The 22,530-nt window shown below is 67.3% G+C and carries 23 protein-coding genes; 21 read left to right on the forward strand and 2 right to left on the reverse strand.

Annotation, left to right across the window (positions count from 1 at the left end; genetic code table 11):
- Positions 1-9: 9 nt before the first annotated feature.
- Positions 10-1,896, reverse strand: a complete 1,887-nt coding sequence (locus Q0599_RS00160; protein WP_298823997.1) for a hybrid sensor histidine kinase/response regulator — start codon at positions 1,894-1,896, stop codon at positions 10-12.
- A gap of 541 nt (positions 1,897-2,437) precedes the next feature.
- On the opposite strand from Q0599_RS00160, the gene Q0599_RS00165 reads away from it, so the two are divergent.
- Positions 2,438-3,511: a site-specific integrase gene (locus tag Q0599_RS00165; RefSeq protein WP_298823999.1), complete on the forward strand. Its 1,074-nt coding sequence runs from the start codon at positions 2,438-2,440 to the stop codon at positions 3,509-3,511.
- A gap of 34 nt (positions 3,512-3,545) precedes the next feature.
- Entirely contained in the window at positions 3,546-3,773 is a 228-nt protein-coding gene (locus Q0599_RS00170; protein ID WP_298824001.1) for a hypothetical protein, read from the forward strand.
- Here the strand turns inward: Q0599_RS00170 and Q0599_RS00175 are convergent.
- Positions 3,770-4,573 carry a DUF1845 domain-containing protein gene (locus Q0599_RS00175; protein WP_298824003.1) on the reverse strand — a complete coding sequence of 268 codons (804 nt, stop codon included), beginning with the start codon at positions 4,571-4,573 and terminating at the stop codon, positions 3,770-3,772. The two genes, Q0599_RS00170 and Q0599_RS00175, sit on opposite strands and share 4 nt — an antisense overlap.
- A 463-nt stretch (positions 4,574-5,036) precedes the next feature.
- On the opposite strand from Q0599_RS00175, the gene Q0599_RS00180 reads away from it, so the two are divergent.
- The 19 genes from Q0599_RS00180 (at position 5,037) to traL (ending at position 22,515) form a co-directional block, all read left to right on the forward strand.
- Entirely contained in the window at positions 5,037-5,684 is a 648-nt protein-coding gene (locus Q0599_RS00180) for a hypothetical protein (RefSeq protein WP_298824006.1), read from the forward strand.
- Positions 5,669-5,992 (forward strand): hypothetical protein, encoded by a 324-nt coding sequence (locus Q0599_RS00185; RefSeq protein ID WP_298824009.1) that lies wholly within the window; start codon positions 5,669-5,671, stop codon positions 5,990-5,992. Before Q0599_RS00180 ends, Q0599_RS00185 begins: the two co-directional genes overlap by 16 nt.
- Positions 5,989-6,300: a hypothetical protein gene (locus tag Q0599_RS00190; RefSeq protein WP_298824011.1), complete on the forward strand. Its 312-nt coding sequence runs from the start codon at positions 5,989-5,991 to the stop codon at positions 6,298-6,300. Before Q0599_RS00185 ends, Q0599_RS00190 begins: the two co-directional genes overlap by 4 nt.
- Positions 6,301-6,354: 54 nt before the next feature.
- On the forward strand, positions 6,355-6,708 hold the full coding sequence (locus Q0599_RS00195) for a hypothetical protein (RefSeq protein ID WP_298824013.1): 354 nt from the start codon (positions 6,355-6,357) through the stop codon (positions 6,706-6,708).
- Between the two features lie 438 nt (positions 6,709-7,146).
- Entirely contained in the window at positions 7,147-9,648 is a 2,502-nt protein-coding gene (locus Q0599_RS00200; RefSeq protein ID WP_298824016.1) for an adenosylcobalamin-dependent ribonucleoside-diphosphate reductase, read from the forward strand.
- Between the two features lie 88 nt (positions 9,649-9,736).
- The gene (locus tag Q0599_RS00205) at positions 9,737-10,753 is read left to right on the forward strand and encodes a toprim domain-containing protein (protein WP_298824019.1); all 1,017 of its coding nucleotides are present in this window, start codon (positions 9,737-9,739) and stop codon (positions 10,751-10,753) included.
- 250 nt (positions 10,754-11,003) lie between these two features.
- On the forward strand, positions 11,004-12,068 hold the full coding sequence (locus Q0599_RS00210) for a DUF932 domain-containing protein (RefSeq protein WP_298824022.1): 1,065 nt from the start codon (positions 11,004-11,006) through the stop codon (positions 12,066-12,068).
- Between the two features lie 284 nt (positions 12,069-12,352).
- Positions 12,353-13,261 (forward strand): helix-turn-helix domain-containing protein, encoded by a 909-nt coding sequence (locus tag Q0599_RS00215; protein WP_298824025.1) that lies wholly within the window; start codon positions 12,353-12,355, stop codon positions 13,259-13,261.
- A 327-nt stretch (positions 13,262-13,588) separates the two neighbouring features.
- Positions 13,589-13,900 (forward strand): hypothetical protein, encoded by a 312-nt coding sequence (locus tag Q0599_RS00220; RefSeq protein ID WP_298824026.1) that lies wholly within the window; start codon positions 13,589-13,591, stop codon positions 13,898-13,900.
- Positions 13,901-13,977: 77 nt separating this feature from the next.
- Positions 13,978-15,048 carry a hypothetical protein gene (locus tag Q0599_RS00225; RefSeq protein WP_367180880.1) on the forward strand — a complete coding sequence of 357 codons (1,071 nt, stop codon included), beginning with the start codon at positions 13,978-13,980 and terminating at the stop codon, positions 15,046-15,048.
- 97 nt (positions 15,049-15,145) lie between these two features.
- Positions 15,146-16,972 (forward strand): MobH family relaxase, encoded by a 1,827-nt coding sequence (mobH, locus tag Q0599_RS00230; RefSeq protein ID WP_298824031.1) that lies wholly within the window; start codon positions 15,146-15,148, stop codon positions 16,970-16,972.
- A gap of 9 nt (positions 16,973-16,981) precedes the next feature.
- Positions 16,982-18,892, forward strand: a complete 1,911-nt coding sequence (traD, locus tag Q0599_RS00235; RefSeq protein ID WP_298824032.1) for a conjugative transfer system coupling protein TraD — start codon at positions 16,982-16,984, stop codon at positions 18,890-18,892.
- Positions 18,889-19,512, forward strand: coding sequence for a DUF4400 domain-containing protein (locus Q0599_RS00240; RefSeq protein WP_298824034.1), 624 nt, complete (start codon positions 18,889-18,891; stop codon positions 19,510-19,512). Before traD ends, Q0599_RS00240 begins: the two co-directional genes overlap by 4 nt.
- A 236-nt stretch (positions 19,513-19,748) precedes the next feature.
- Positions 19,749-20,207 (forward strand): hypothetical protein, encoded by a 459-nt coding sequence (locus Q0599_RS00245; protein ID WP_298824037.1) that lies wholly within the window; start codon positions 19,749-19,751, stop codon positions 20,205-20,207.
- 42 nt (positions 20,208-20,249) lie between these two features.
- A complete protein-coding gene (locus Q0599_RS00250; RefSeq protein WP_298824039.1) occupies positions 20,250-20,774 on the forward strand; it encodes a lytic transglycosylase domain-containing protein in 525 nt (174 codons plus the stop codon).
- The gene (locus tag Q0599_RS00255; protein WP_298824043.1) at positions 20,771-21,490 is read left to right on the forward strand and encodes an OmpA family protein; all 720 of its coding nucleotides are present in this window, start codon (positions 20,771-20,773) and stop codon (positions 21,488-21,490) included. Before Q0599_RS00250 ends, Q0599_RS00255 begins: the two co-directional genes overlap by 4 nt.
- The gene (locus Q0599_RS00260; protein WP_298824046.1) at positions 21,490-21,804 is read left to right on the forward strand and encodes a hypothetical protein; all 315 of its coding nucleotides are present in this window, start codon (positions 21,490-21,492) and stop codon (positions 21,802-21,804) included. Before Q0599_RS00255 ends, Q0599_RS00260 begins: the two co-directional genes overlap by 1 nt.
- A 27-nt stretch (positions 21,805-21,831) precedes the next feature.
- Complete coding sequence (locus tag Q0599_RS00265; RefSeq protein WP_298824049.1) at positions 21,832-22,179, forward strand: hypothetical protein; 348 nt, start codon at positions 21,832-21,834, stop codon at positions 22,177-22,179.
- 36 nt (positions 22,180-22,215) lie between these two features.
- Positions 22,216-22,515, forward strand: a complete 300-nt coding sequence (gene traL / locus Q0599_RS00270; protein WP_298824052.1) for a type IV conjugative transfer system protein TraL — start codon at positions 22,216-22,218, stop codon at positions 22,513-22,515.
- Positions 22,516-22,530 lie beyond the last annotated feature (15 nt).

A 22,530-nucleotide genomic window follows, 5' to 3' on the forward strand; every position in this document is an offset into this window, starting at 1 on the left:
GGCGCCGAGTCACGCTGTGTTCGATGCTCCGCTCGAGTTGCTCAGGGGAGCCGCATTGGCCGCGGTGGCGCGGTCTCGCTCCAAAGTCTGGATGATCGTGCTGACCATCTTGTCGGCCTTCGAGGGCTTGGCGACGTAGGCGTTGAAGAGATGGCCGTGCTCCTCGGCCAGTCCGAATGCGCTCATGGCGATCAGCCTCGTGTCGCATTCCGGGTAGCGAGACCTGAGCCGCCGCGCAAGTTCGTAGCCATCCGCGCCGGGCATCTGGATGTCGACCAGCGCCACCTCGAATGCCTTCGAACCGAGCTCTTGGAGCGCCTCGTCCGTACCAGGCGCCTCCACACACTCCGCGCCCTTGGCACGCAGGAGATCCGCCACGGCGCTGCGAACGGAGTCCTCGTCGTCGACGACGAGCACGTGCAGGCCCGACAGGCTGGCCGAGCCGGAAAGCGGACGGTGTGGCTGCTGGTCCAGCACCTTCATCGGGATGTGCACGGTGGCCCTGGTGCCGCGCCCCTTCTCCGACTTGATCTCCGCAGTGCCGCCGAGTTGCGCGACCAGGGATCGCACGATCGACAGTCCTAGCCCCAGGCCGCGCGCTTCGCGGGTGCCGCGAAACCATGGGTCGAAGACGTTCGGCAGGACCTCTTCGGCGATGCCGCTGCCGGTGTCGCTCACCCACAGGGTCATCAAGTGGGGCCCGTCGCCTTCCACGTCCGCGTGGATCTCGATGTGCCCATGGCTCGTGTACTTGACCGCGTTGCTCACCAGGTTCCCGATGATCTGCTGCAGGCGCATGTCGTCGGCATGCAGCGAGATGGCCGGCACGGTGACACGCACGTCGACGCCCTTGCGGTTGGCCAACTCGCGGAGTTCGGTGATGGACGCAGCCACCACTTCGTCCAGCCGCACCGGGCGTTCTCGGATCTCGTAGCCGGCGGCCTGATTGGCCCGCACGAAGGCGGCCAGGTCGTTGGCCTGGTGCATGAGCTGATCGGCCGCCCGTGACAGGCGCTGGACCGGCTCCTGCAGTCCTTTGGACCTCTCGTCAGCGGTCTTGAGCGCGAGAAGGTCGGCCAGGGCGACGATGGTCTGCAGGGGCGTGCGGAACTCGTGCGAGACCTTGGCAATGAACAGGTCCCGTGTGGCCGCTGCTTCATTGCGGGCCGACTCGGCCGCCAGTTTGGCTTCGGTGAGTTCTAGCTCCGCGAGACGCGCGTGGTCGGCGCGCAGGCGATCGCGTTCGAGGAGGGCTCTCGCGAGCCGTTCGCCCGCTGCCTTCGACAACTGCGCGGACCGGTGCATCGTGAAGCCAAACCCGGCCACGATGGCGGCGAGTCCAATCGAACGCAGGCCGTCGAAGGCCAGATGGGCGATGACCAGCGATGCGACCTGCGGCACGATCATGTACAGGTAGGCGCGCCCAGCCAGCGGGGCATACAGGGCCGCCACGCCGGCCGATCCAGCCAGCAGCATCGGGTAGGCGATTTGGGCAACCTCCTTCAGGTGAGGGTAGATCGCCAACGCACCGTAGCCCCACATGAGTCCGGACAGGCCCGCGTTCAGTTCGACCTCGCGTTGCGCTGCCCGCGCCATTGCCTCGTCGAAGGGTTCGCGCAAGCGGTAGCGTTTGCTCATCGACCAGCGCCAGCCCGACGCTGCGAGCCCGAGTGCGCCGAAGACCCTTCCCGGCACGCTCAGCCCGGCCTCGAACGCCATGTACACGACCAGGGCGACCGCGGCCAACAGCAGCGGCACGTTGGCCACAGCCGAAACGACGGCGTTGGCAGTCATCGCGCGCGCAGTCTCACCGGCGTCGGGCGAGTAGTCCCCGCCAGCAGCCTTGCCCGCGACTTCGACCTGCGGTCCCTCCGCGGCCCTGCCCTGCTCGCTCATGTCATTGTTCGTCCTGAGATTGGTCCGTCTGCCCGCTCCAACGGTTCGTCGACTGGTTCTGTTGTCCATGCCCCAAGGGTGCTCGGCGTCTGCGCGCCGTCAAGCCCGCCTGCAAGAGGTACGCAGACCCTCTCAACCTGCATCCAACCGCACTGAGGTGAACGCAGAGTTTCCACGTTCCTTCTGCAATGCGGCCCGACGGATCGAAACAGGCCCTGCAAATCGTCTGTAGCGCGGCGCGACCACGGGCGCGCTGCAGCCAATCTTCCCGCCGGTCGGCGAACTCACCGATCGCCCCAACGAGCGAGTTGATGGGTACCCACCATTGGGGGCCCACGGCGCGGTGCACCAGCAGGAGGGCCTGACGGGTGGTGCTCCGTCGCGTGCCCTGCCGGACACCGGGCGCCCAAATCCGAACCAACGGCGCCGCCGCTCGACCCCTCTCCTGGCTTGCGTCTTTGGGGCTGGCGAAGTGGCCAAGGCAGGGATGCTTGGGGAAGCAACGTCCCGCGCCGTTGGTTCGGTTTTATGATCCTTTCCCATGGCAACCCAGAACCTTGACCTGTTCGACGACGCCGACCCGGCTGACCAGGTGCGGGCGTACCAGGAGGCCTTCGATCAATGGCTCGATCACCAGCGCACGGCAGCCTCGCGCAAGATCACATTGACGTCCTCCATCCGTGCGTACACGGTGCTGTGGCAGGCTTTCGCCGAGTGGTGCCTGAGTCAGTCACCCGTGATCGGCCTGGATGGCATCTCCGAAGCGGACCTCGGCGCGTTCATCAACAGCCGGCTCGAACCCGCCAACGCGTCTCGTGCAAAGCCCAGCCGGCTCAAGGAGGCCGGGAAGTTCACGCCGCGGCACGCATGGCGCTTACTGAAGCTCATCGACAGCGTGCTGGAAGTCCGCGCACATGCCACCGGGTCCGCCGCCCCGAACCGAGCAGCGTCCACCCTGCTGCAATCCCGTGAGGATTGGCTCTATGCCAACGCCAATCGGCGCGACGCACTGCCCGACTACCTGGCCCCTGCCGAGGCCCGCATCCTCGTCAACTACCTCTCCGCTGGTCTGCCCCGTTCGGGCCGGCGAGGCGTCGACATCACGTGGCAGGAACTGCGCAATCGCACTGCCGTCGCGCTGCACCTGGGCTCCGGGCTGACCCCCGCGGACGTCCGCATGCTTCGCCTGACATCCCCCGTGCTGCGCACGGGCGAAGAGAAAGGCGTGCCGGGCACCGTCCACGTGCCCGCCTACGGCGACAGCCCAGAACGTGAAGCACCGGTGATCAAGTGGGCAGGCCGCGTGCTGGCCTACTGGCTGCAGGTGCGCAAGGAACAGAAGCTCGCCGGCGACTTCCTGTTTCCAGCGACGCGTACTGGCAAGCCATGGGGCAAGGTGACCCACTACGACGCGGTGAAGGCGGTCCTCGAAGCCTCTGGCATCGACAAGAGCCTGGTCGAAGGCGGTGCCTACCGCCTGCGCCACACCTTCGCGCTGCGCCAGCTGCGCCGCGGCAAGTCACCGGACCTGGTGGCCAAGTGGCTCGGGGTGGTCGAGATGCGGGTGATGGACCGCTACCGGCGCGTCGACTACTCGAGCGAACGCCCCGACTGACAGCGGCTGGCACTGGATCCTGCCGCACGAGCCCATGCCCGCCGACCTGATGGCCATCGCCCACGTCCGCAGGCTGCTGCTGGAACTCGGCATGGAGGAAGCGCCGGAGCAGATCGTCCCGGCTGCGCTCGGCTATTCGGTTTGGGTGTCGCTGCCCATCGCAGAGCTGGCAGGCAGAACTCCGAAGGAACTGGTGGCCGACGCGGAGGGCAGCGCCGCGCTTCGCCGCTGGATCGTCGGTCGGCTCGGCCTAGGCAGCTAAGCGCCAGCGGGCACGGACTCGGTCTCCTGACCCGCGGCTTCCGGGATCGAAGCTGCCGTCTGCTCACCCGAAACTGGAGGGGGTTCATCGACGCGCTGATCGGCTGCAGCTTCGCCCGCGAGGGGCCCGTCCTGGTCGGGGTTGGTCGAGGGCGCCGGTCGTGGGGCCGGCGGCCGCGGCTTGGCAGCTTCCGCTGCCAGCCTCGCGTCACGTTCGTTCATGCGGCGACGCACGCCCATCCAGAGGTTGCGCGCCTTGGTCGAGATGCTCAGCACGACCCGCTTGTACAGGGACCGGCGCGTCTCGAGCTCGCGTTCACTGATGATCTCCTCGATGGCCAGCGTCTCCATCATCGGCATGATGATGTCGAGCTTGTGCATCAGGTCGAAGTAGCGCCGGCCGAACGAGGAAGTGATGCCGATTTCTTCCCGCAGAGGCACCGTGTCGTAGGACGCCAGCGTCTCGATGTTGTGGTGCTTGAGCAGCGCCTCGGCCTGGTCGATGGCTCTGTTGATCTCATCCGTCGCCGCGTCCAGCGCCTCGCGGATGTTCTGCTCGATGCGTTCCACCACCTCGTGATCGAGCTTGGCACGGCCGAGCTGGCTGATGAAGTACATCGACGCCTGGAAGCTGTAGAAGCAGCGCGCGAACATGCGTTTGGCATGCGGGCTGGAGAGGTGCGTGGTCCGCTTCAGCGAGGCGCCTTCGACCTTGCGAAAGTCCGCCCGGTACTCGTCCTTGTTCAGAATGCGCTCGTTCACCTGGCCGGTGTCGATGACGGCGAGTCGGGTTGAGGTCATGGCACGCTCCGTTGTCCAAGTGAGGTTGGGCGGGTACCGCAATCATCCCGACCGTCGCCGGCGCGCGCCACCGGAAAGGCGGGTCGAACCCCCCCTCCAAATCGGCCGTCGCCTCGCCGTTGACAGGGCACGGCGCCGGGCGCTAAGGTTCGCGCCTGTGCAGTAGCTGGCCCTGCACCCCAAATCAGGCAAGCCCTCCAGAGCGTCGAATCGACGCACCGCCCGGCCCCTCCGGGCACATCCGCATCCGCCGATCGGCCTTTCGAGGCGCGACCCGTTTCGTCGCGCGCCGAAAGGTCTCTCCCGATCGGTAGCTGGCACACCGATCCAGCGGCTCTTGCCGCCCAAGCCAGCCCTATATGCCGGTTCATGACCGGCCACTCACTCAACCCCCGCGGGGCAACAGCTGCCCCTGCGGGGATGGGCGTTGCCTCGCGCATCCATGGAGGCAGCAATGCTCAACATGAGTGTCGCCAACGCTTGCATCCGAGGTTCGCTGTTTGACCTCGACGAACCCCCATCTATCCCCGGCCGTGCCGATGCCGTCCATACCCTGCAACTGCACCAGTTGCCGCTGCAGACCCAGGACGCGCTGCAGCAGTTGATCGCGATCGAGGACGCTCCCGAGTGGAGCGAGTCCGCCGTGGTGCAACTGCACTGGGTGCTGCTGCAGGAGCTGAGAAAGCTCACCGATCCCGAGACGCCGCTGGAGGAGAAGATCGAGACGCTGGACTGGGCCCTGACGAGTCCGTCGAACGATCACCTCCCCTTCTCGTTCGCCTCGTGCGTCCGCGTCGTCGGCACCAGCCCCATGTCGCCGACGGCCTACTTCGGCCTGCTCGATGTCGAGGAGTTGCGCCACTGGCTGCTCGTCAACGCGAGGCGCTGGCTTCGCGAATCCATCGCGCGCTACCCGCAGTGGGCCCAGGAGCTGTTCTACAGCGACCCCCACTTCGCCGCGGCCCAGCTGGAGGCGAATCCCCAGTGGCTCAACGAGCAGATCCGCCGGCACGAGGCATCCACGTCGTCCGACGCCAGCCAGCGGGACCTGTTCGCGCTGGCATCGCACCTCGGTGACGAGGCGCAGGAGGCCGCATGCCCGCTCAACTGATCCGTCCCGAGGTGCTGCTGCTTATCGTCTTCGTGCTCTGGGGCATCGCCGGGAAGCTGGACGAGCCTCTCGAGGGCTTCGACCCGGAGCCCGTGCAGGCCGAGGCCGCCGCAACCGAGGGCGACCCGGCCGCGCAGTCGCTGCACCTGCTGTGTGTCGTGGAGGAGGCCGGGCCGGGCTCGGTGCGCCAGGCCCCCACGCCCGTGCTCACGGCGTACTCGCCGACCCCACATGGGTCCGAAGGCCGCCACGCCGCAACAAGCCGCCGTCTGACGTGCGTCGTCACAGACGAACAGGAGACCCCGTGAACCACCTCAACCTGTCCATCCGCGCGCTGCCCATGCAGCGTCTGCTGCCGGTGCGGTCGCTCGACGAGCTCGAGCATCTCGTGAAGGAAAGCGAAGTCCTCACCGGCGCGCCCGGCCGCACGTTTGTGGTCGCCGGCGCCGATCGGCCCGCCTACCAGGTGCATGCCGATGTCGCTGGATTCCAGATCGCCCGGCTCGACGGCGCCATGCCGCACGAAGTCCTGGCCACGGCACGCGAGCTGGCCAGCCACCCCATTGGAAGCGCCATGGTGTGCGGCCTGCTCTACACGGAGCCGTTGCCGCAGTAGCGCAACTCGAACGACCGGCCTTCGCAGGTCGGTCCATTCAAGGAGAACACCATCATGTCGATGAACCTTCCCTCCATCGGCTCCGCACAGACCCCCTACGGCCTGGCCAGCATCCATGTGGGCCGCTATCCCGTCGGCGGCGCCCTGTTCGTCGAGCTCTACACGGCCGACGACGAGATGCCGGAGCCGCTGGCCATGCTGAGCTGCAACCTGGCGGCTTCGGGTGTCAGGTTGGCCGACGACGAGTTCTGCGTGAAGTCGTGGTCCGAGAACGAGCCGCTGATCGAGCCCCTGCTCGCCACCGGCCTCTTCGAGGACACCGGCCGGCGCACGCCGACCGGCTACGCGGTCTCGCCGACCTGGCGCATCAAGAACCCGCAGTTCGTGCCACCGCGGCGCGGACGCTGAAGATCCTGGGCACCACCGTGGTCAGTCGTATCGCCTTCCCGGCGGCGCGGCTGAGCCTGGTGGCCCGCTCTCGCCAAAGCTCGCGACCGGCTGGAACGCCGTCCGCGGTGGCGGCGAGAGGTGCTGGCGGTTCTTTCCCGAGGGAGTGCACCCCTTCGGAAAGCATCGCTTCCCCAGCAGGCAGCTGACAGGCCTGGCGCTCTCCGGCGCGAAGTCAGCCCTTCAATCGCGGCCCCTGCCCTGCAGCGGCCACACACCGGACCAGATCTCGTCTTGTCCGGGCCATCCCCCGTCGGGCGGCACACCGATCGGCCTGCAAAGGCCATCTGCCGCCCTCCCGCCCACAAAGCGCATCCGAGCGTTGCCGGTTGCCTCGCAACACCGCGAGCAGCCTGGCAGCGCCTTGCCGCGTGGGTACCCCGTTCCCGAGGAGTTTTCATGAACCTCAGAGACCTTGTCCCCGCCGCCGCGGCCCTGGAGCCGCAAACGATCAGCCTCGATGTCCTGCGCGAGAAGTACTGCAAGGACAACGAGACGTCGATCGAGGACGTCAACGCGCGCGTCGCCAACGCGCTCGCGGACGTCGAGCCCGAACGTCGAGACCAGCACCGTGAAGCTTTCTTGTGGGCACTGCAGCAGGGCTTCCTGCCGGCCGGTCGCATCCAGTCCGCCGCAGGCACGCCCCTCGCGGCGACGCTCATCAACTGCTTCGTGCAGCCGGTGGGCGACTCCATCGCGCAAGTCGACGATGGCTATCCCGGCATCTACACCGCGCTGACCGAAGCCGCCGAAACCATGCGGCGCGGCGGCGGCGTGGGCTACGACTTCTCGCGCATCCGCCCGCGCGGCGCGTGGGTCGGCAGCACACGCAGCCACGCTTCGGGCCCGGTGAGCTACATGCAGATCTTCGACCGCTCCTGCGAAACCGTGGAAAGCGCCGGCGCGCGGCGCGGCGCCCAGATGGGCGTCCTGCGCTGCGATCACCCGGACATCGAGGAGTTCATCCACGCCAAGGACGACGGTGGCCTGAAGAACTTCAACCTCTCCATCGCCGTGACCGATGCGTTCATGCAGGCCGTCCTCGCCGATGGCGAGGTGGACCTGGTTCACCGAGCCGAGCCGGGCGCAGCACAAAAGGCCACTGGCGCGCGCCGGCGCGAAGGCAGCGAGCGCGCCTGGATCTACCGCACCGTGAAGGCCCGCGACCTGTGGGACCAGATCATGCGGTCCACCTACGACCACGCCGAACCCGGCGTGCTCTTCATCGACACGATCAACCGCGACAACAACCTGTCGTACTGCGAGACGATCGAGAGCTGCAATCCCTGCAGCGAGCAGTCGCTGCCGGCCTATGGCTGCTGCTGCCTGGGCTCCATCGACCTGACCCGATTCGTGCTCGATCCGTTCGAGCCGGCGGCGCGCTTCGACGACCAACGGTTCACGCAAGTGGCCGGCGTCGCGGTGCGCATGCTGGACAACGTGCTCGACACGACGGTGTGGCCGTTGGCGCAACAGCAGCGACAGGCGATCGACAAGCGCAGGGTGGGTCTGGGCTTCACCGGCCTGGGCGATGCCCTCGTGATGCTGGGCCTTGCCTACGGCACGCCCGAAGCGCGCTCGGAGGCCCGGCGCATGGCCGAGTTGATGCGCGACGCGGCCTATGCGGCGTCGGTGGAACTTGCGCGCGAGCGCGGGGCCTTCCCGGCGTTCGATGCCGAGCGCTACCTGTCGCGTGGCACTTTCGCCTCGCGTCTGCCTGCGCACCTGCGCGAGCAGATCCGGCAGCACGGCATCCGCAACTCGCACCTGCTGTCGATCGCGCCCACGGGCACGATCAGCCTGGCCTTCGCGGACAACGCCAGTAATGGCATCGAGCCCGCCTTCAGCTGGAGCTACCAGCGCAAGAAGCGCATGCCAGACGGCAGCACGAAGGAGTACGCCGTCGAGGATCATGCGTGGCGGCTGTATCGGCATCTGAAGGGCGAGCAGGCGACGCTGACACCGGCGTTCATCACCGCGCTGGAGCTCAGCGCGAACGACCACGTGGCCATGGTGGCCGCCGTGGCGCCGTGCATCGACACCGCCATCTCCAAGACGGTGAACGTTCCAGCGGACTATCCCTACGCGGACTTCAAGGACCTGTACCTGCAGGCCTGGCAGGCCGGTATCAAGGGACTGGCGACCTTCCGGCCCAACCCCGTGACCGGGGCGGTGCTGAGCGTCGAAAGCGCCTCCGCGGCCACGTTGCCCACATCGGACGGTGATGACCCACTGCGCCGGCAGTTCGACAGCCGGCCGCCGGGCGATCTCGAAGGGGTCACCTCGAAGGTCGAGTACTGCACGAGCGAAGGCAAGAAGTCGGTCTACCTGACCATCAACTTCATGCGCGTGGCGGGAACCGTCGACGGCCGCCAGGTCGTCATCGAACGGCCGGTCGAGTTCTTCATGCCGGCCGGGCAGCGCGACGAGGGCCAGCAATGGATCGCGTCGAACATGCGGATGCTCTCGATGGTCGGCCGCTCCGGCGGGTCGATCGAGAAGGCACTGCAGAACATGCGCGAGGTGGTCTGGGACAAGGGGCCCGTGCAATGTGGCGTCGTCTTGCGTGGCGATGGCCACACCGCGAGGCGCTGGCATGACTCCGAGGTCGCCGCGATCGGCTACTGGCTGCAGCAGATGCTGGCCAAGCGCGGGTTCCTGGATGCCGACGGCCACCAGGTGCCTGTGCTCGAGATGTCCGCAAGGCTGTCTCGCCAGCTCGAACTGCAGTTGGGCGGAGACGATGACTTGGTCCTTATCGACCGGCACGACACGCAGCCTGCGACAACGAGCTTCGTGACCCGCGGCCGCCAGTGCCCGGAGTGCGGGGCGCGCGCGCTGCGACGCGTGGATGGCTGCGAACGCTGCACCGAGTGCAACCACGTCGGCAACTGCGGCTGAATCTTCCATCGAGGACCTGGGACGTGCACGGAGTTCCGCCCTCGTGGCGGGGCTCCGGCCACCCGGCCTCAACACATTGGACAAGACCATGAACCATGACTTTGAAGCGCGCGTGAGCGACGTGAAGTCCCGCGCGCACGGGCATTGGACGGGCATCCTGCGGTCGCTGGGCGTCGACGAAGACATCCTCAAGGGCAAGAACCTGCCCTGTCCGATCGACGGCTGCGGCGGCACCGACCGCTTCCAGTACACCGACAAGTTCGGCGAAGGCAACTACCACTGCCGCTCGTGCGGTGCCGGGGGCGGACTGAAGCTCGCCCACGCGGTACGCGGCGGACGGTTCAGTGATCTGCTCGACGACATCGAGTCGCTCGTGGGATCGGTGCGGCCGGCGTCATCACCCGGCCTGGCCGGCCCGTCGCTGGAGCGCATGAAGCGGCTGTGCCACCAGACCTGGATCGAGGCCAAGCCGGTCACCATCGGCGACGAAGTCGACCGCTACCTGCGCGGCCGTTGCATCAACCAGGGCGCCTACCCCAGGACGCTGCGGTTTCATCCGGCGTTGGGCTACTACGAGAAGCAGCCCGGGCAGAAGCGCTCGAAGCTGATCGCCAGCTACGCCGCAATGGTCGCCTGTGTGCAGGGGCCGGACGGCCACGCCGTCACCCTGCACCGGACGTACCTCAAGGAGGGCCGCAAGGCACTCGGCGACCAGTCCAAGAAGCTGCTGTCCGCCGGCATCAACGGTGCGGCCGTGCGCCTCGACGAGGCCACGGAGGAACTGGCACTCACCGAAGGGATCGAGACCGCGCTGGCGGTGCGCCTGCGCACTGGCAAGCCGACCTGGGCGGCCATCAACTGCGGCAACCTCGAGAGGATCTGGATCCCCGAGCGGGTGCGGCGGGTGTGCATCTACGCGGACAACGACGCGGACGCCGAGTTCGCTGGCCAGGCCTCGGCCTACATCCTCGCCCAGCGACTCGTGCGCGAAGCGAAGAAGGCCGGCATCCATCGCACGGTCGAAGTCTTCGTGCCCCGCCAAGCGGGCACGGACTGGGCCGACATCTGGCTCGCCTCGCTTGCCAAGGACAAGCGCGCGGCGTAAGCTTTCAGGGGTGGCAGCAATGCCACCCCCTCTTTCCGTGTGCCCCGTGCGGGCACAGCGACAGAGGTTTCCCAAGTGGCAGCTGCCAGGCCACGCTGAACTCCAGCGAAGGTAGCCCTTCAATCCCAGTGCACGACGGTCGCCGTTCGTGCCGCATCGCCGCTCAGCCTCGCTGAGCCCTCACCCCCGCGGGGACGCGCTTCCCCGCTGCCGGGGTAGAGCCGTCCCCGTATTTCATTTGGAGATCTCCATGAAGTACGGACGTTCCCTCGTCGACCTCGCCACCGAACTCGAGCGGCAGCTCGCGACGAAACAGGACATGATCGTTCCGACCCCGCTGATGCACCACATCACCAGCGAGAACGGCACGTCGGTCCTCAACATCGAAACGCACGACGGCGTGCGCACCTTCAGGACCACCGAGAACTGCCGCCGGCAACTCGCCGACCGCCTGAAGATCCCGTTCGCCTACTTCGAGCGCATGCGCACCGACCAGCCCGCGCTGCTGGATCGCAACATCGACACGTGGCTCCACGCGCAGCCCGAGCAGCGCATGGTGCGCACGCTCGACGGCAACGCGCGGGCGTTCCTGTCGGACCGCTACCGCCGGCTGGACAACTACGACCTGCTGGCGCACGTCTACCCGATGCTGCGTGAACTGCCCGGCGCCCGCGTCGAATCCTGCGAGGTCACCGACAGCCGCATGTACCTGAAGGTCGTGACCTCCCGCGTCCAGTTCGAACTGGCGCCGGGCGACGTGGTGCACGCCGGCGTGGTGATCAGCAACTCCGAAACCGGCCAGGGCTCGCTCTCGGTGAGCCCACTGATCTTCCGGCTGCTGTGCCGCAATGGCCTCATCGCGGCCGACCAGTCCATGCGCAAGACCCACATCGGTCGCATGAGCGAGACCTCGCCCGACGAGGTCACCATCTTCAAGGACGACACGCTCGCCGCCGACGACGCCGCGTTCTTCCTGAAGGTCCGCGACACCGTGCAAGCGGCGGTGTCGCAGGCCACCTTCTCGCTGATCGCCGAGCGCATGCGCAAGACGATGGGCATCAAGCTGGTGGGCGACCCGGTCAAGAGCGTCGAGCGCCTGGCGGTGAAGTACCTGCTGCAGGAGCACGAGAAGGTCGGGGTGCTGCGCGCCCTCATCAAGGACGGCGACCTGACCGGCTTCGGCCTGGTCAATGCCGTCACCGGCTACGCGCAGGAACTCGACCTGTACGACCGCTCGACCGAGTTGGAGGCCATCGGCGGCCGCATGCTCGAGCAGGGCGCGAAGGAGTGGAGCGAACTGGCCGAAGCCGTCTGAGCTGAATCGAACGACCCTGGGCGGTCGTCATCACCCTGAAGGGGCGCCGCAACCGCGGCGCCCTTTTTTTCGCCTGCTTGCGACTTTCCCCCGTGCACAACCGCGCGCAGGGACATAAGCTTCCGAGTTCGGGGTAGGTTCGTCGGCATGCCGACCACCCACAGCATCGCTCCGTGTCCCGTGCTCGCCATAGGCGACGACCCCCGCGAAATCCAGTAGCATCCGACGGTTGCGGGGAGGGACAAGAACAAGGATCGGCGAATGCCAATTTATTTGGCCTTCGTTTGCACTTGGCGGCGATGAATGATGACTCCGCACGCAAGTTTCCCGCTCATCCCGTTGGGCTAGGTATGGCAGCCGAACACCCAGAAGAAGATCGGCACCGAGCCCTCGCTGCCTTCATCGAGACGATGCTGGACCGGCACGGAGTGCCCGAGCGCCAACGGTTTCGCGCCCTCGAAGCTGCCCTGGGCATGTCGTACACCCAGGTGCGCCGGCGCATGCTGGGCGAGGCCCCCTGGTCCATCGAGGAGATCAGGAAACTCGCCAGTCACTTCCACGAACCGCTGATCCCGATCATGTCGGCCCTGGCCGATGTACCCGGGATCCCGGCCACGCTGCCCTTCGCCGGCGCCGCCCTGCCCTGCACGATCTGGCCCGTCGGCGAGCCGCTTGCAGGACGCATCGGGCCGATGGTCGCGATGCACGACGAGACCACGGATCAATGGACCGTCGCGTCAGCGTCCGAGGTCGCCGACAGCCCCAGCTACGAACTCGCACGACTGCTGTTCGAGCGCTCGCCTCCCAGGCGGGTCGCCGTTCTCGATGACGACAGCGACTCGGCCCAGTCGATCGTCGACTTCCTCGGTGCCAAGGGGATGGACGCGCAGCCGTTCAACTGCGCCGGCGATTTGCTGGCCGCGATGGAGTCCGAGCCCTTCGAGGGCTTCGTCGTGGACTGGCTGCTGGGTGACACCACCGCCAAGGACCTGCTCTCGAAGATTCGCGCCCGCGTTCCGTCGGGGCCGGTGGTCATCCTCACCGGGCAGATCGCGACGGGCATTGCCACCGAGGAGGAACTCGCCATGGTCGGCGCCTCCTACCGTGCCTTGCTCTACGAGAAGCCCACACGCCCGCTGACGATCTTCAATGCCCTGCAGGTGGGGTTCACCCCCGAAGCGCCGGCCGCCTGAGGGCGCTGCAACTGGCATTCGTCAGACGCTGGGGACAAGCGGCCCGCACCGGCTTGCGGCGATTCCTGGCCCACCACTGAAGGACGATCCATTTGGCGAATTGCGCGCACTCACAAAATGATACTGACGCAATACGCACTAACTAATTTACTTCCAGCGCCGTCTAGTCTGTTCAGAAAGTACATGTAACGCTAATATGCGTTGACACCCTGCGCCAAGAATCGGTAATCTTTCGCTCAAGTCGCCGCGGCACCGCCGCCTCGACTTGACGCCGGGTCCGCATGCCGTCCCGCGTCGACCAGCCACAAGGCAGACCGGGACGTAACCATGGACCATGCAACTTCGCTCTCGCAGGTTCAGCGAGCGAACCTGAACCTTCTTCTGCTGATGCGCGATGCCGCGATGCGCGACATGGGCGACGCCGTCTGCAGCTTCGGGCTCGCGCGACAAGACTTCGCCGCCATCGTGAGCCGCGCGCCGGACGAGTTGCTCAGCTTCGTCTGCGGCATCGGCGACCAGGCGCTCTTCCTGCCTCGAAGCGACCTCTCCTCGCTGCTCGCACTCCCCCCTGCGATCGCCCCGGCCATCGCCTCGGCTCGTTCAGCCACCGCGCGGGCCACGCGAGTCGCCGACGCCTGAGTGCGTCACAGCGGTGACACGTGGGCAGCCCGTTTTCGTCGTACAGCCTGCGTGCGCTGGAGACGGCGCGCCAGTGCGTGATGCTGGGCGCGCGCCTGCGCACCATCGCCCACCTCACCGGTCTCACGCCGGGGTACATCGAACGAGCCGTCTATTGCGAGCGATATCCGGCGCCGATCGGCCGACCGCAGTATTCGGAGGACTTCTTCTTCAAGACCACCAGGCGCCTGCAGGCCGAGGCCTGCTTCCTCGCGACCCATTACCGCCGGCTGACCAGTGAAGGCTTCCTGCCGGCGGACGCGCTGATCGCCGCGTTCCGGCACCACCGCGCCACGCAGCCCGAGTCCATCCTTGGGTTCGACCAGGCCTTCTTCCTGATCTCCAGGCTCGACGGCATCTGGGCGGCGACGAAATGCGGGCTCTCGTTCGTCGAGTGCCTGAACTGCCGCAGCCCCTACCTCGCACCCCATGGGATGCCCCAGCGCGACAGTTGCCCGGTCTGTCGAACCGACTGGCGGCTGAAGTCGGGTGCTCGCGCTCGTGTCCGCAGGCCGCCCCCGCCTGGGCTGGCAGTTGCTCCATCGAAGCCGCACCGGCCCAGGCAGGACCCGCCATGGCAACTGGACCTGGACATCGCACATGTTCGCCTGCTGGACCGGCTGCACCAGTTGGGCGCTGGCGACAGGATCTGCGCGGTGCTGGCCGAAGAGCCGCGCGCGCGACTGTTCCGCGCTCCGCGTGGGCGGCGCACCGTCACGAGCGCCTTCATCACGCGACCTATGCCGCTGGCCTCCTGGTCCGCGAAGACCGAAGTCACCCACCGTGTGCAATACGCGGTCTTCGCGTTCCACTTCAGGCGGCTCGTTCGATTGGACGTCACGCCCACCGAAGCCATGTGCTCGGCCTTCGAGACCACGCGCCGCGCCTGCCGTGACTATCCGAAGCCCGTGACCTTCGACCGCTGCTTCGAAGTCGCCGCGCTGCTCGACGCCGTCTGGGGCGTGTCGGAGCAACAGCTCGAACTCCTGCAATGCGCATCCTGTGGCTCGCACTACCTGGTGAGCAAGGCCGAGCCGCACCCGATCGGCTGCCCCTTCTGCATGCTCATCCGGCGACACCGGACCCTGCTGCCTGCGATGGCCGCGTGACCTGAGGACCCGATCCGCGCGAGGCGCGGACCGACGGCGTGTTTCCGGGGGGAGTACGACCGGCCTTTCGAGTTGAAGCGCCCGCACCTTCCGCCACATGATCGTCGCCACTCATGACGTGGCGTGGACCATGGGCCTGCTCAATCTCTTTCAAAGCCGCCAGCGGCTTCGCGGCGACCCCTCACCGCGAACCGAACCCGGCGGTCTCGCCGCGCCGCTCGCAAGCGCGGGACATCCCTCCGTTGACCCCGGCATCGGCGCCTCGACAGTCGATGAGTTGATCGCGTCCGAAGCCGAGTTCCTCCAGCGCTTCAAGTACTGCTACGGATGCGACGCCGAGACCTTCGAACGCGACATCGTCGCGCCCATCCGGCGCTACGCCTCCTACGTCAACCTGCTGCCCGCGACAGCCGACAACTTCTTCTGCTCCGCAGGCGGGCTCTTTCGGCTTGGCCTGGAGGTGGCCTTCTACGCCCTGCAAGGCACCGACGCTCACATCGTCTCCGGCCGGGCCACCATCACCGTGCGCAAGGAACTCGAGCCGCGCTGGCGACAGGCGACTTTCCTTGCCGGCCTGTGCAGCGAATTGCACCGCACGCTCAGCCATGCCACGGTCACCGATGAGCAGGGCAACGAATGGCCCGCCTACCTGGTGCCCCTGACGGTTTGGCTCGAACGCCGCAAGGCGCGTCGCTTCTTCGTGCGCTGGATCGCCAATGCGCCGGATAGCCGCGGCCTGGGCCTGTTCGCACTCCCCTACATCGTGTCGCCGGAGGCGATGCAGCATCTCGCCGAAGCCAACCACGTCGTGGTGCCGCAAATGCTCGCCTCGATGACCGGCATTCCGCTGCTGCACGAGCAGAGCATCCTGATCGAACTCGTCAAGCGGTCGGCAGCACTCGTCATCGACCGCGACCTCGCGGCCAGTGCGCATCGATACGGCAGGCCGATCCTTGGCGCGCACATCGAGCGCTACCTGCTGGATGCGATGCGCCACCTCGTTGCGGCCCATCCAGCCTGGTCGCCCAACACCGAGCGCTCGCGCATCTGGCTCGGCGCTGAGGGGCTCTTCATCGTCTGGCCCAACGCTGCCGCCGAGATCCGCAAGGTGCTCGAAGACGACGAGCTTCGTGGCATTCCCAAGGCGCCGGAGACGATCGTCGAGATCCTCACCGCTGCCGGGGTGCTCATCGCACCGCCTGAAGGTCAGGCGTGCTGGAGCATCCTGCCCCCCGGGAGCACGGCGCCGCTCGAAGCGATCCGCCTGGCGTCGCCCGACATCCTCCTGACGGGGCAGACGAGGCCTGTCGATGCCCTGGCACAGCCGTTGATTGCGCGCGTGGCCACTGCCCCATCCCGCACCGCGGGCGCCACGAACGCCAACATCTCGGCTGTCCCGCCGCCAACGCCCCCCGCGTTGGCGACGCCACGGCCGGCGCCTGAGGACGTCGCCGGGCAGGCTGAACCACCCATGCCGCCACCGGACGCGCAAGGCGCACTCGACTTCGAGCCGTCGCCCGCGCCGCCGAGCGAAGCGGCCGCCCCGCCGGAGCCCATCCCGGCACAACCCGCGTCGGTCGCACCATCGCGGCGGTTCGCCCTGAAGGCACCGCTGCGCCTGGTCCCCCAGGTCCGCCAGGCGCTGCAGGACGCGATCGCGACGATGAACGCCGACGCGAGAACGGCGATCGCGGTCACCGTCGCTTCGGGCGTCTTCGTGCCGCTGTCGCACTTCAAGGCCAGCAGCATCGACGTGAGCGTTGCCCTGCGCGCCCTGGTCGACGTGGACATGCTCGTCGGCACCAAGGACCGTCGGCCCAGGACCTACCAGTACGACATCGGCGGCCAGGAGCAGGCGGGCGTGATCGTGAAGCCAGCTCACATCGAGGGCCTCAACCCGACCGACTTCCACACACCCACCTGAGGTGACGCCATGCTTGTCCGGCCCTATGAGATGCCGTGGCGGCCCGCCTACGAGGCCTGGGCTGCCGCGGCCTGGCTGCTCGGCCTTCTGTACTTCGTCTACATCACTGGCTCACGGGCGCTGTTCACACCGTTCGCTCTGACGCTCTCGGCCTTCGCGATGCTGATGATGATCGTGCGCGCCCGTCAGGCAACGCGGGTCCTGACGGTGCGGGCCTCGCTGTCCGGACGGGCGATGCAGGTCATCACCACACGACGCCTCGGCCAACTCACGCCCGATCCGGGCATGGTGTTTCTCGGCTTCGGCTTCGAGTGGCAGCCGCTGCACTCCCAGCGCCTCTACGAACTGGCCAAGATCGACTACAAGGAGTACACGCTGCCGCCCTCCCTGCTCTCGCTGCTGGGCTACACCGTCGATCCGCAGCCCGATGCGGAGATCGGTATGCCCTTCATCCACGGCGTCGAGCCCAAGGAACAGCCGCTGTACCGGCCGCTGCAGAACTTCGAAGGTGGCACCCTGCTGGTGGGCACCACCCAGGCGGGCAAGGGCGTCGCACTGGCCACTCTGCTGACCCAGGCCATCAAGCGCGGCGACGTCGTCGTGTTCATCGACCCCAAGAACAGCCGCCGCCTCAAGCGCGTCGTCCAGCGCGCGTGCGAGGACTACCGCCAGCCCGACACCTTCCTCGAGTTCCACCCGGCCTTCCCGGAAGTCGGTGTTCGCCTCGACTTCACCTTCAACTGGCAGAAGCCCACCGAGATCGCGAGCCGCCTTCAATCCATCATGCCGGCCGACAAGGACGGGACCTTCAGCGCCTTTGGGTGGGACGCCGTCAACGTCGTGGTTCAGGGGTTGGTCAGCCTGGAAGACCGGCCCAATCTGGTCAAGCTCATCAAGTACGTCGCTGGCGGCGTGGAGCCCGTGCTGGAGGCCTCCCTCACGCACTTCTTCGATCGCATCCTGCCGCGGGGCTGGCGCGACTCGGTCGAGATGCGAAAGCTGCTGCAGGAGGCGAGCCGCGGGCAGATCCGACGGCCCTCCGAGGTCACCAGCACCCAGCTGATCGCCTACGTCACCTACTACGAGCAGCAGGTCCCGCAGAACCAGCACGAGCGCGTGATCGACGACCAGATCCGCGTGTTCCGCCACAACCGCGAGCACTACCAGAAGATCACGGCCAGCCTGCTGCCCATCCTGTCCATGCTCACCTCGGGCGATCTCGGAAAGAGCCTGTCCCCGGATCCCTTCGACCTCGATGACACGCGGCCGATCATGAACTTCGAGAAGATCGAGCGCGGCCGCCATGTGCTGTACATGTGCCTAGATTCGCTGCCCGATCCGTCCGTGGCGTCCGCAATCGGCGCCCTGGCCCTGGCGGACATGGCCGCGCGGGCCGGCATGCGCTACAACCTGGACATCCAGGGCCGCATCACGCTGGTGGTCGACGAGGTCTCCAACGTCATCAACAAGCCCCTGATTGAGATCCTGAACAAGGGTGCCGAAGGCGGCATCCACTCGATCTGCGCGATGCAGACGCTGGCCGACCTGGCCAACCGCCTGGGCTCGGAGGATGCTGCCCGCATGGCGCTGGGCAACCTCAACAATCTCTTCGCCCTGCGCACGAAGGATCGGCCGACACAGGACTTCGTGGTCGAGACCTTCGGCAAGACCGGCATCCACACCATGCGCGTGGGCCGCAACCTCGGTGCCGACACGCACCTCGGTGACTGGAGCAGCGGTCGATCGGTCCAGATCACCGACGCGATGGAAGAGCGCATTCCCGCGGACATGCTGGGCAAGCTGCCCAACCTGCAGTACTTCGCCCAGGTGTCGGGCGGCCGGCTCATCAAAGGCCGCTTCCCGATCCTGAACCCCGACTTCGACCGCGCCGCTGCGCGCACCACAGGGGCGCAGCCATGATCCGCATCGTCTGGATCGCGGCCCTGGGCTGCGTGCTCGCACTGGTGCTCTACATCCCTTCGGCCGTGCCGCCGGATCGCCTGATGCAGACCGTCAGGGCCGAGCATGAACTCAACACGACGCTCTGGGGCAGTGCGGCCGCAGACCGGATCCTCGAGCGCATGCTGTCATTCCAGGCGAATGGCGTGAACGTCTCTTCTCCGCCACCCGAAACGGTGCAGGTAGCCGGCCCCGGAATCAACACTGCCATGGCCGCCGAATTCGGACAGATGAGCACGCGCCTGTTCGCATCGCCCTACTTCAAATCCGTCGACGCCCTCTTCACACTGGCCACGCTGCGCGCCGCAACACTGCTGCACGTGCTGCCGCTGCTGCTGGTGTTCATGGGCGTGTGCGCCATCGACGGCTTCGCGGTGCGCAGCGTTCGGGCCCGCGAGTTCGCGGACCACAGCGCCGAGCTCTATACCTTGAGCGCCACGACGGGGATCGCCTTGCTCTCGCTCGTGCTCGTCGCCCTGTTTCTGCCGTTCGCCGTGAGTCCGCTGTACACGATCGGCGCGCTCCTGCTCATGCTCTTCATGCTGAGCCGCGCGATCGCGAACTACCACCTGATTCGCTGAATCGCGCATAGCGATCCGAACACAGCGGCCCGCCCTCGTGCGGGCCGCTTCGTTTGCGCACATTGGGTGTCGAGAGACCGAATCGACGGTCGAAAAGTCGGGGGACTTGATGCCGCGTTTCGAGTTGAGCGACATCGATTTGCTTCCTACGCTGTCGACCAGAGGTTTCGCATGTCGTGGACCTCATCAGGGCCCTGCACATGCACACCGAAGTCGCTCATCAACGAGGTTCATCGATGCCGCACACCCTTGTCGCCGCACAGCCTCCGGCCATCGTGATGACGCGTGTGTGGATGCACGAGCACGACTGGTTGCACAGCGTCTACGCGAGTCACGCCAACCAGTCACCGACCTTCCGCTTCCCCGACCTGCTCTCCGCCTGCATCGAGCTGGTCCTTTCCAGCACCGAAAGTCTGGCCCGACTCCAGCTGTTTCTCGGGACCGAACTCGGAGCCCGCGATCCCAAGGCCCCGCGCCGCTCGTGCCACGTCTGGCGCCGCCAGTTCGATGAACTGCTTCGGGAGCACCGGGCGGCCTGGAACTCGCACCCGAATCCCAAGTTCGAGCTCGACGCGATCGCGACGGGCTGCGTTGCGGTTGTGCGTGCGGAGCACGACTCCGTTCGGCGGGTTCTGACCCAGGCGCGCCTCAACTGTGCGGCCCGCGCCGCGGCAGATGCGGATCAGCGGGGCTGAACCATGCGGCGCTCCCACACGCTTGAACTCGCGGTAGGCCTGATGGCCCTCCTCGTCCACGGCGTCGGGCATGCCTGCTGGGAGGACGCCGGGGCCCGCTACGGCGTCGCGCCGCAATTGCTCTACGCCGTGGCCCGGGCCGAATCGGACCTCAACCCGGCTGCAGTGAACCTGACGCACCGGGCGCGCACGAATAGCTACGACATCGGGCTCATGCAGATCAACAGCTCGCACCTGCCCACCCTGGCGCGCTTCGGCATCAGCGAGCGGGACCTCTACGAGCCCTGCACCAACATCATGGTCGGCGCCTGGCTGCTGGCCGAACAGTTCTCGCGCCTGGGCGTGAATTGGGACTCCGTCGGTGCCTACAACGCCGCCTGCACCCAGCTCAAGGACAACGCCTGCCGCGCAGCGCGATCGACGTACGCCTGGCGGGTGTACCGGCGCCTGCCGGGTCAAGTTGCCGGTCATCGCGCGCAGCCCCCTGCCCCACGGCGATCTGCCAGTGCGCCAGTCGCGGCGGCCGCCCAGGCGCCGCTCATTCTCTCTGCAAGGGTCAGTCCATGAACCTGCACCTCACCCGGATCGCGGTGGCGTGCGGCTTCGCCGTCGCGCTCGTGGCCGCCACCGCGTCGTGTACTTTCGCGCCACGCGCGAACGAGGCCCAGGCACAGGCGGCGACAGCGCCGGCGCGACCTGCGCCGCTTCGCATCGTGCAGCTGAGCTTCGGCCAGAACGCCTACTTCGCCGCGTGCGCGGAGCCGGCGTGCCCCACGCTCACGCCCAAGACCCTGCCCGGTCCCGCAGCACTGCCGGTTGCTGCCACGGCCACGGACCCGTCCAGCCACGGAGTCGCTGCCGCCGCGGCGGCCGAGCCATCGCCGCTGGCCCCACCCCGCGCGGCGGCGGCGCCGGCGAGCGCGCCACGGGCCGACCCGTCGGACACGCACATCCTGCTGACGTTCCCGTTCGGGTCCGCTGCCCTCACGGCGGAGTCGCGGCAAACGCTTCGCCGATCGCTGCGCCTGGCGCGCGAGTCCGACCGCATCGTCATCTCCGGTCGCACGGACAGCGTCGGTCCCGACGAGGTCAACCAGCAGCTCGCGCTGGCCCGTGCACTTGCGGTGCGCAACTTCATCCGCGACGCCGTGCCCGACCTGCCGAACGTGATTGCCATCGACGCAAAGGGCAGGTGCTGCTTCGTCGCGTCCAACGACGACGAGAGCGGCCGCAGCCGAAACCGGCGCGTCGAAGTCGTCTTCACGAGCATGGGAGTGATGTGATGGATCGACCCGTCGCACGACCCGCGCGCACCCCTCCCGCCGACCCTGCGCTCGCAGCCGTTGACCCGGCCGCGGACGCCTCGCCGGCCGCATCCCCGCAGCAAAGGCGCAAGCCCCGCCCTGGATGGAAGGCAACCATCGTCCGGAGCGAGAGCTTTGCCGAGTTGCGGCGCATCCAGAAATCCACGAGGGATCCGGTCATCGACCTCAGCTATCTCGCCGACGCGTGCGTCGAGCTGGCACTCGAGCTCGGCGCCGAGCGAATCGTGCAACGGGCCATTGCCTCTTTCGGCAGCGTCCGCCCGACTCCCTGAACTCACCACCTTCTCTTGGAGAACGCAATGCATGCAACCGCCGCACCGACCCTGGCCCTCCCTTCGCGCAAGGTGATGCTGGGCATCGGCCTGTTCCTCACCTTCATCACCGGCCTGATGGCCGTGGCCCCCAGCCATGCGCTGGACCTGGTGGCCTTCACCGGCATCGCCGGTCCGCTCGCGGCCGCGTTGGCGCAGCTGGCCGCCTTGGCGCCGGGCGTCAAGGCGCTCGTCGGCTTCGTCGGCTTCGTGGTCGCCTTCATCAGCCTGGCCGCCCTGCGCAACTTCGGGCCCGTTCTGTTCTACCTGGGCATGGCGATCTTCGGCGCGGTCGGGCTGACCATCGCCGGCGCAATCCTGGGTGCGGTCATCTGAGCCGGTCGGCAGCACGACGGAGAAAGGGGAAGCGCCATGCAGTCGGACACCTACATCCCTCGACGCCTGGACGACCAGTGGAAGCTCGGCTTCTGGGATGCCGACGTCGCCTTCCCCTTCGTCTTCTTTCTGTTCCTCGGCTGGATGTCCGGCACCAAGTGGGGCTTCGTGCTCTGCGCCGGCGCCGGCTTCTTCCTCAGCCGGTGGATCTCTCGCACCAAGGCCGACAAGCACCCGGCCTTCGCGATGCATTGGGCGTACTGGGCCTTGCCCACCAACCCCGCCACCGCCATGCGCGCGACCCCGCCGTCGCACATCCGACGCATGGTCGGCTGAACCCCGCAGGACCAC

It is taken from the genome of uncultured Piscinibacter sp., from assembly GCF_937952055.1.
Classification (GTDB): Bacteria; Pseudomonadota; Gammaproteobacteria; order Burkholderiales; family Burkholderiaceae_C; genus Piscinibacter.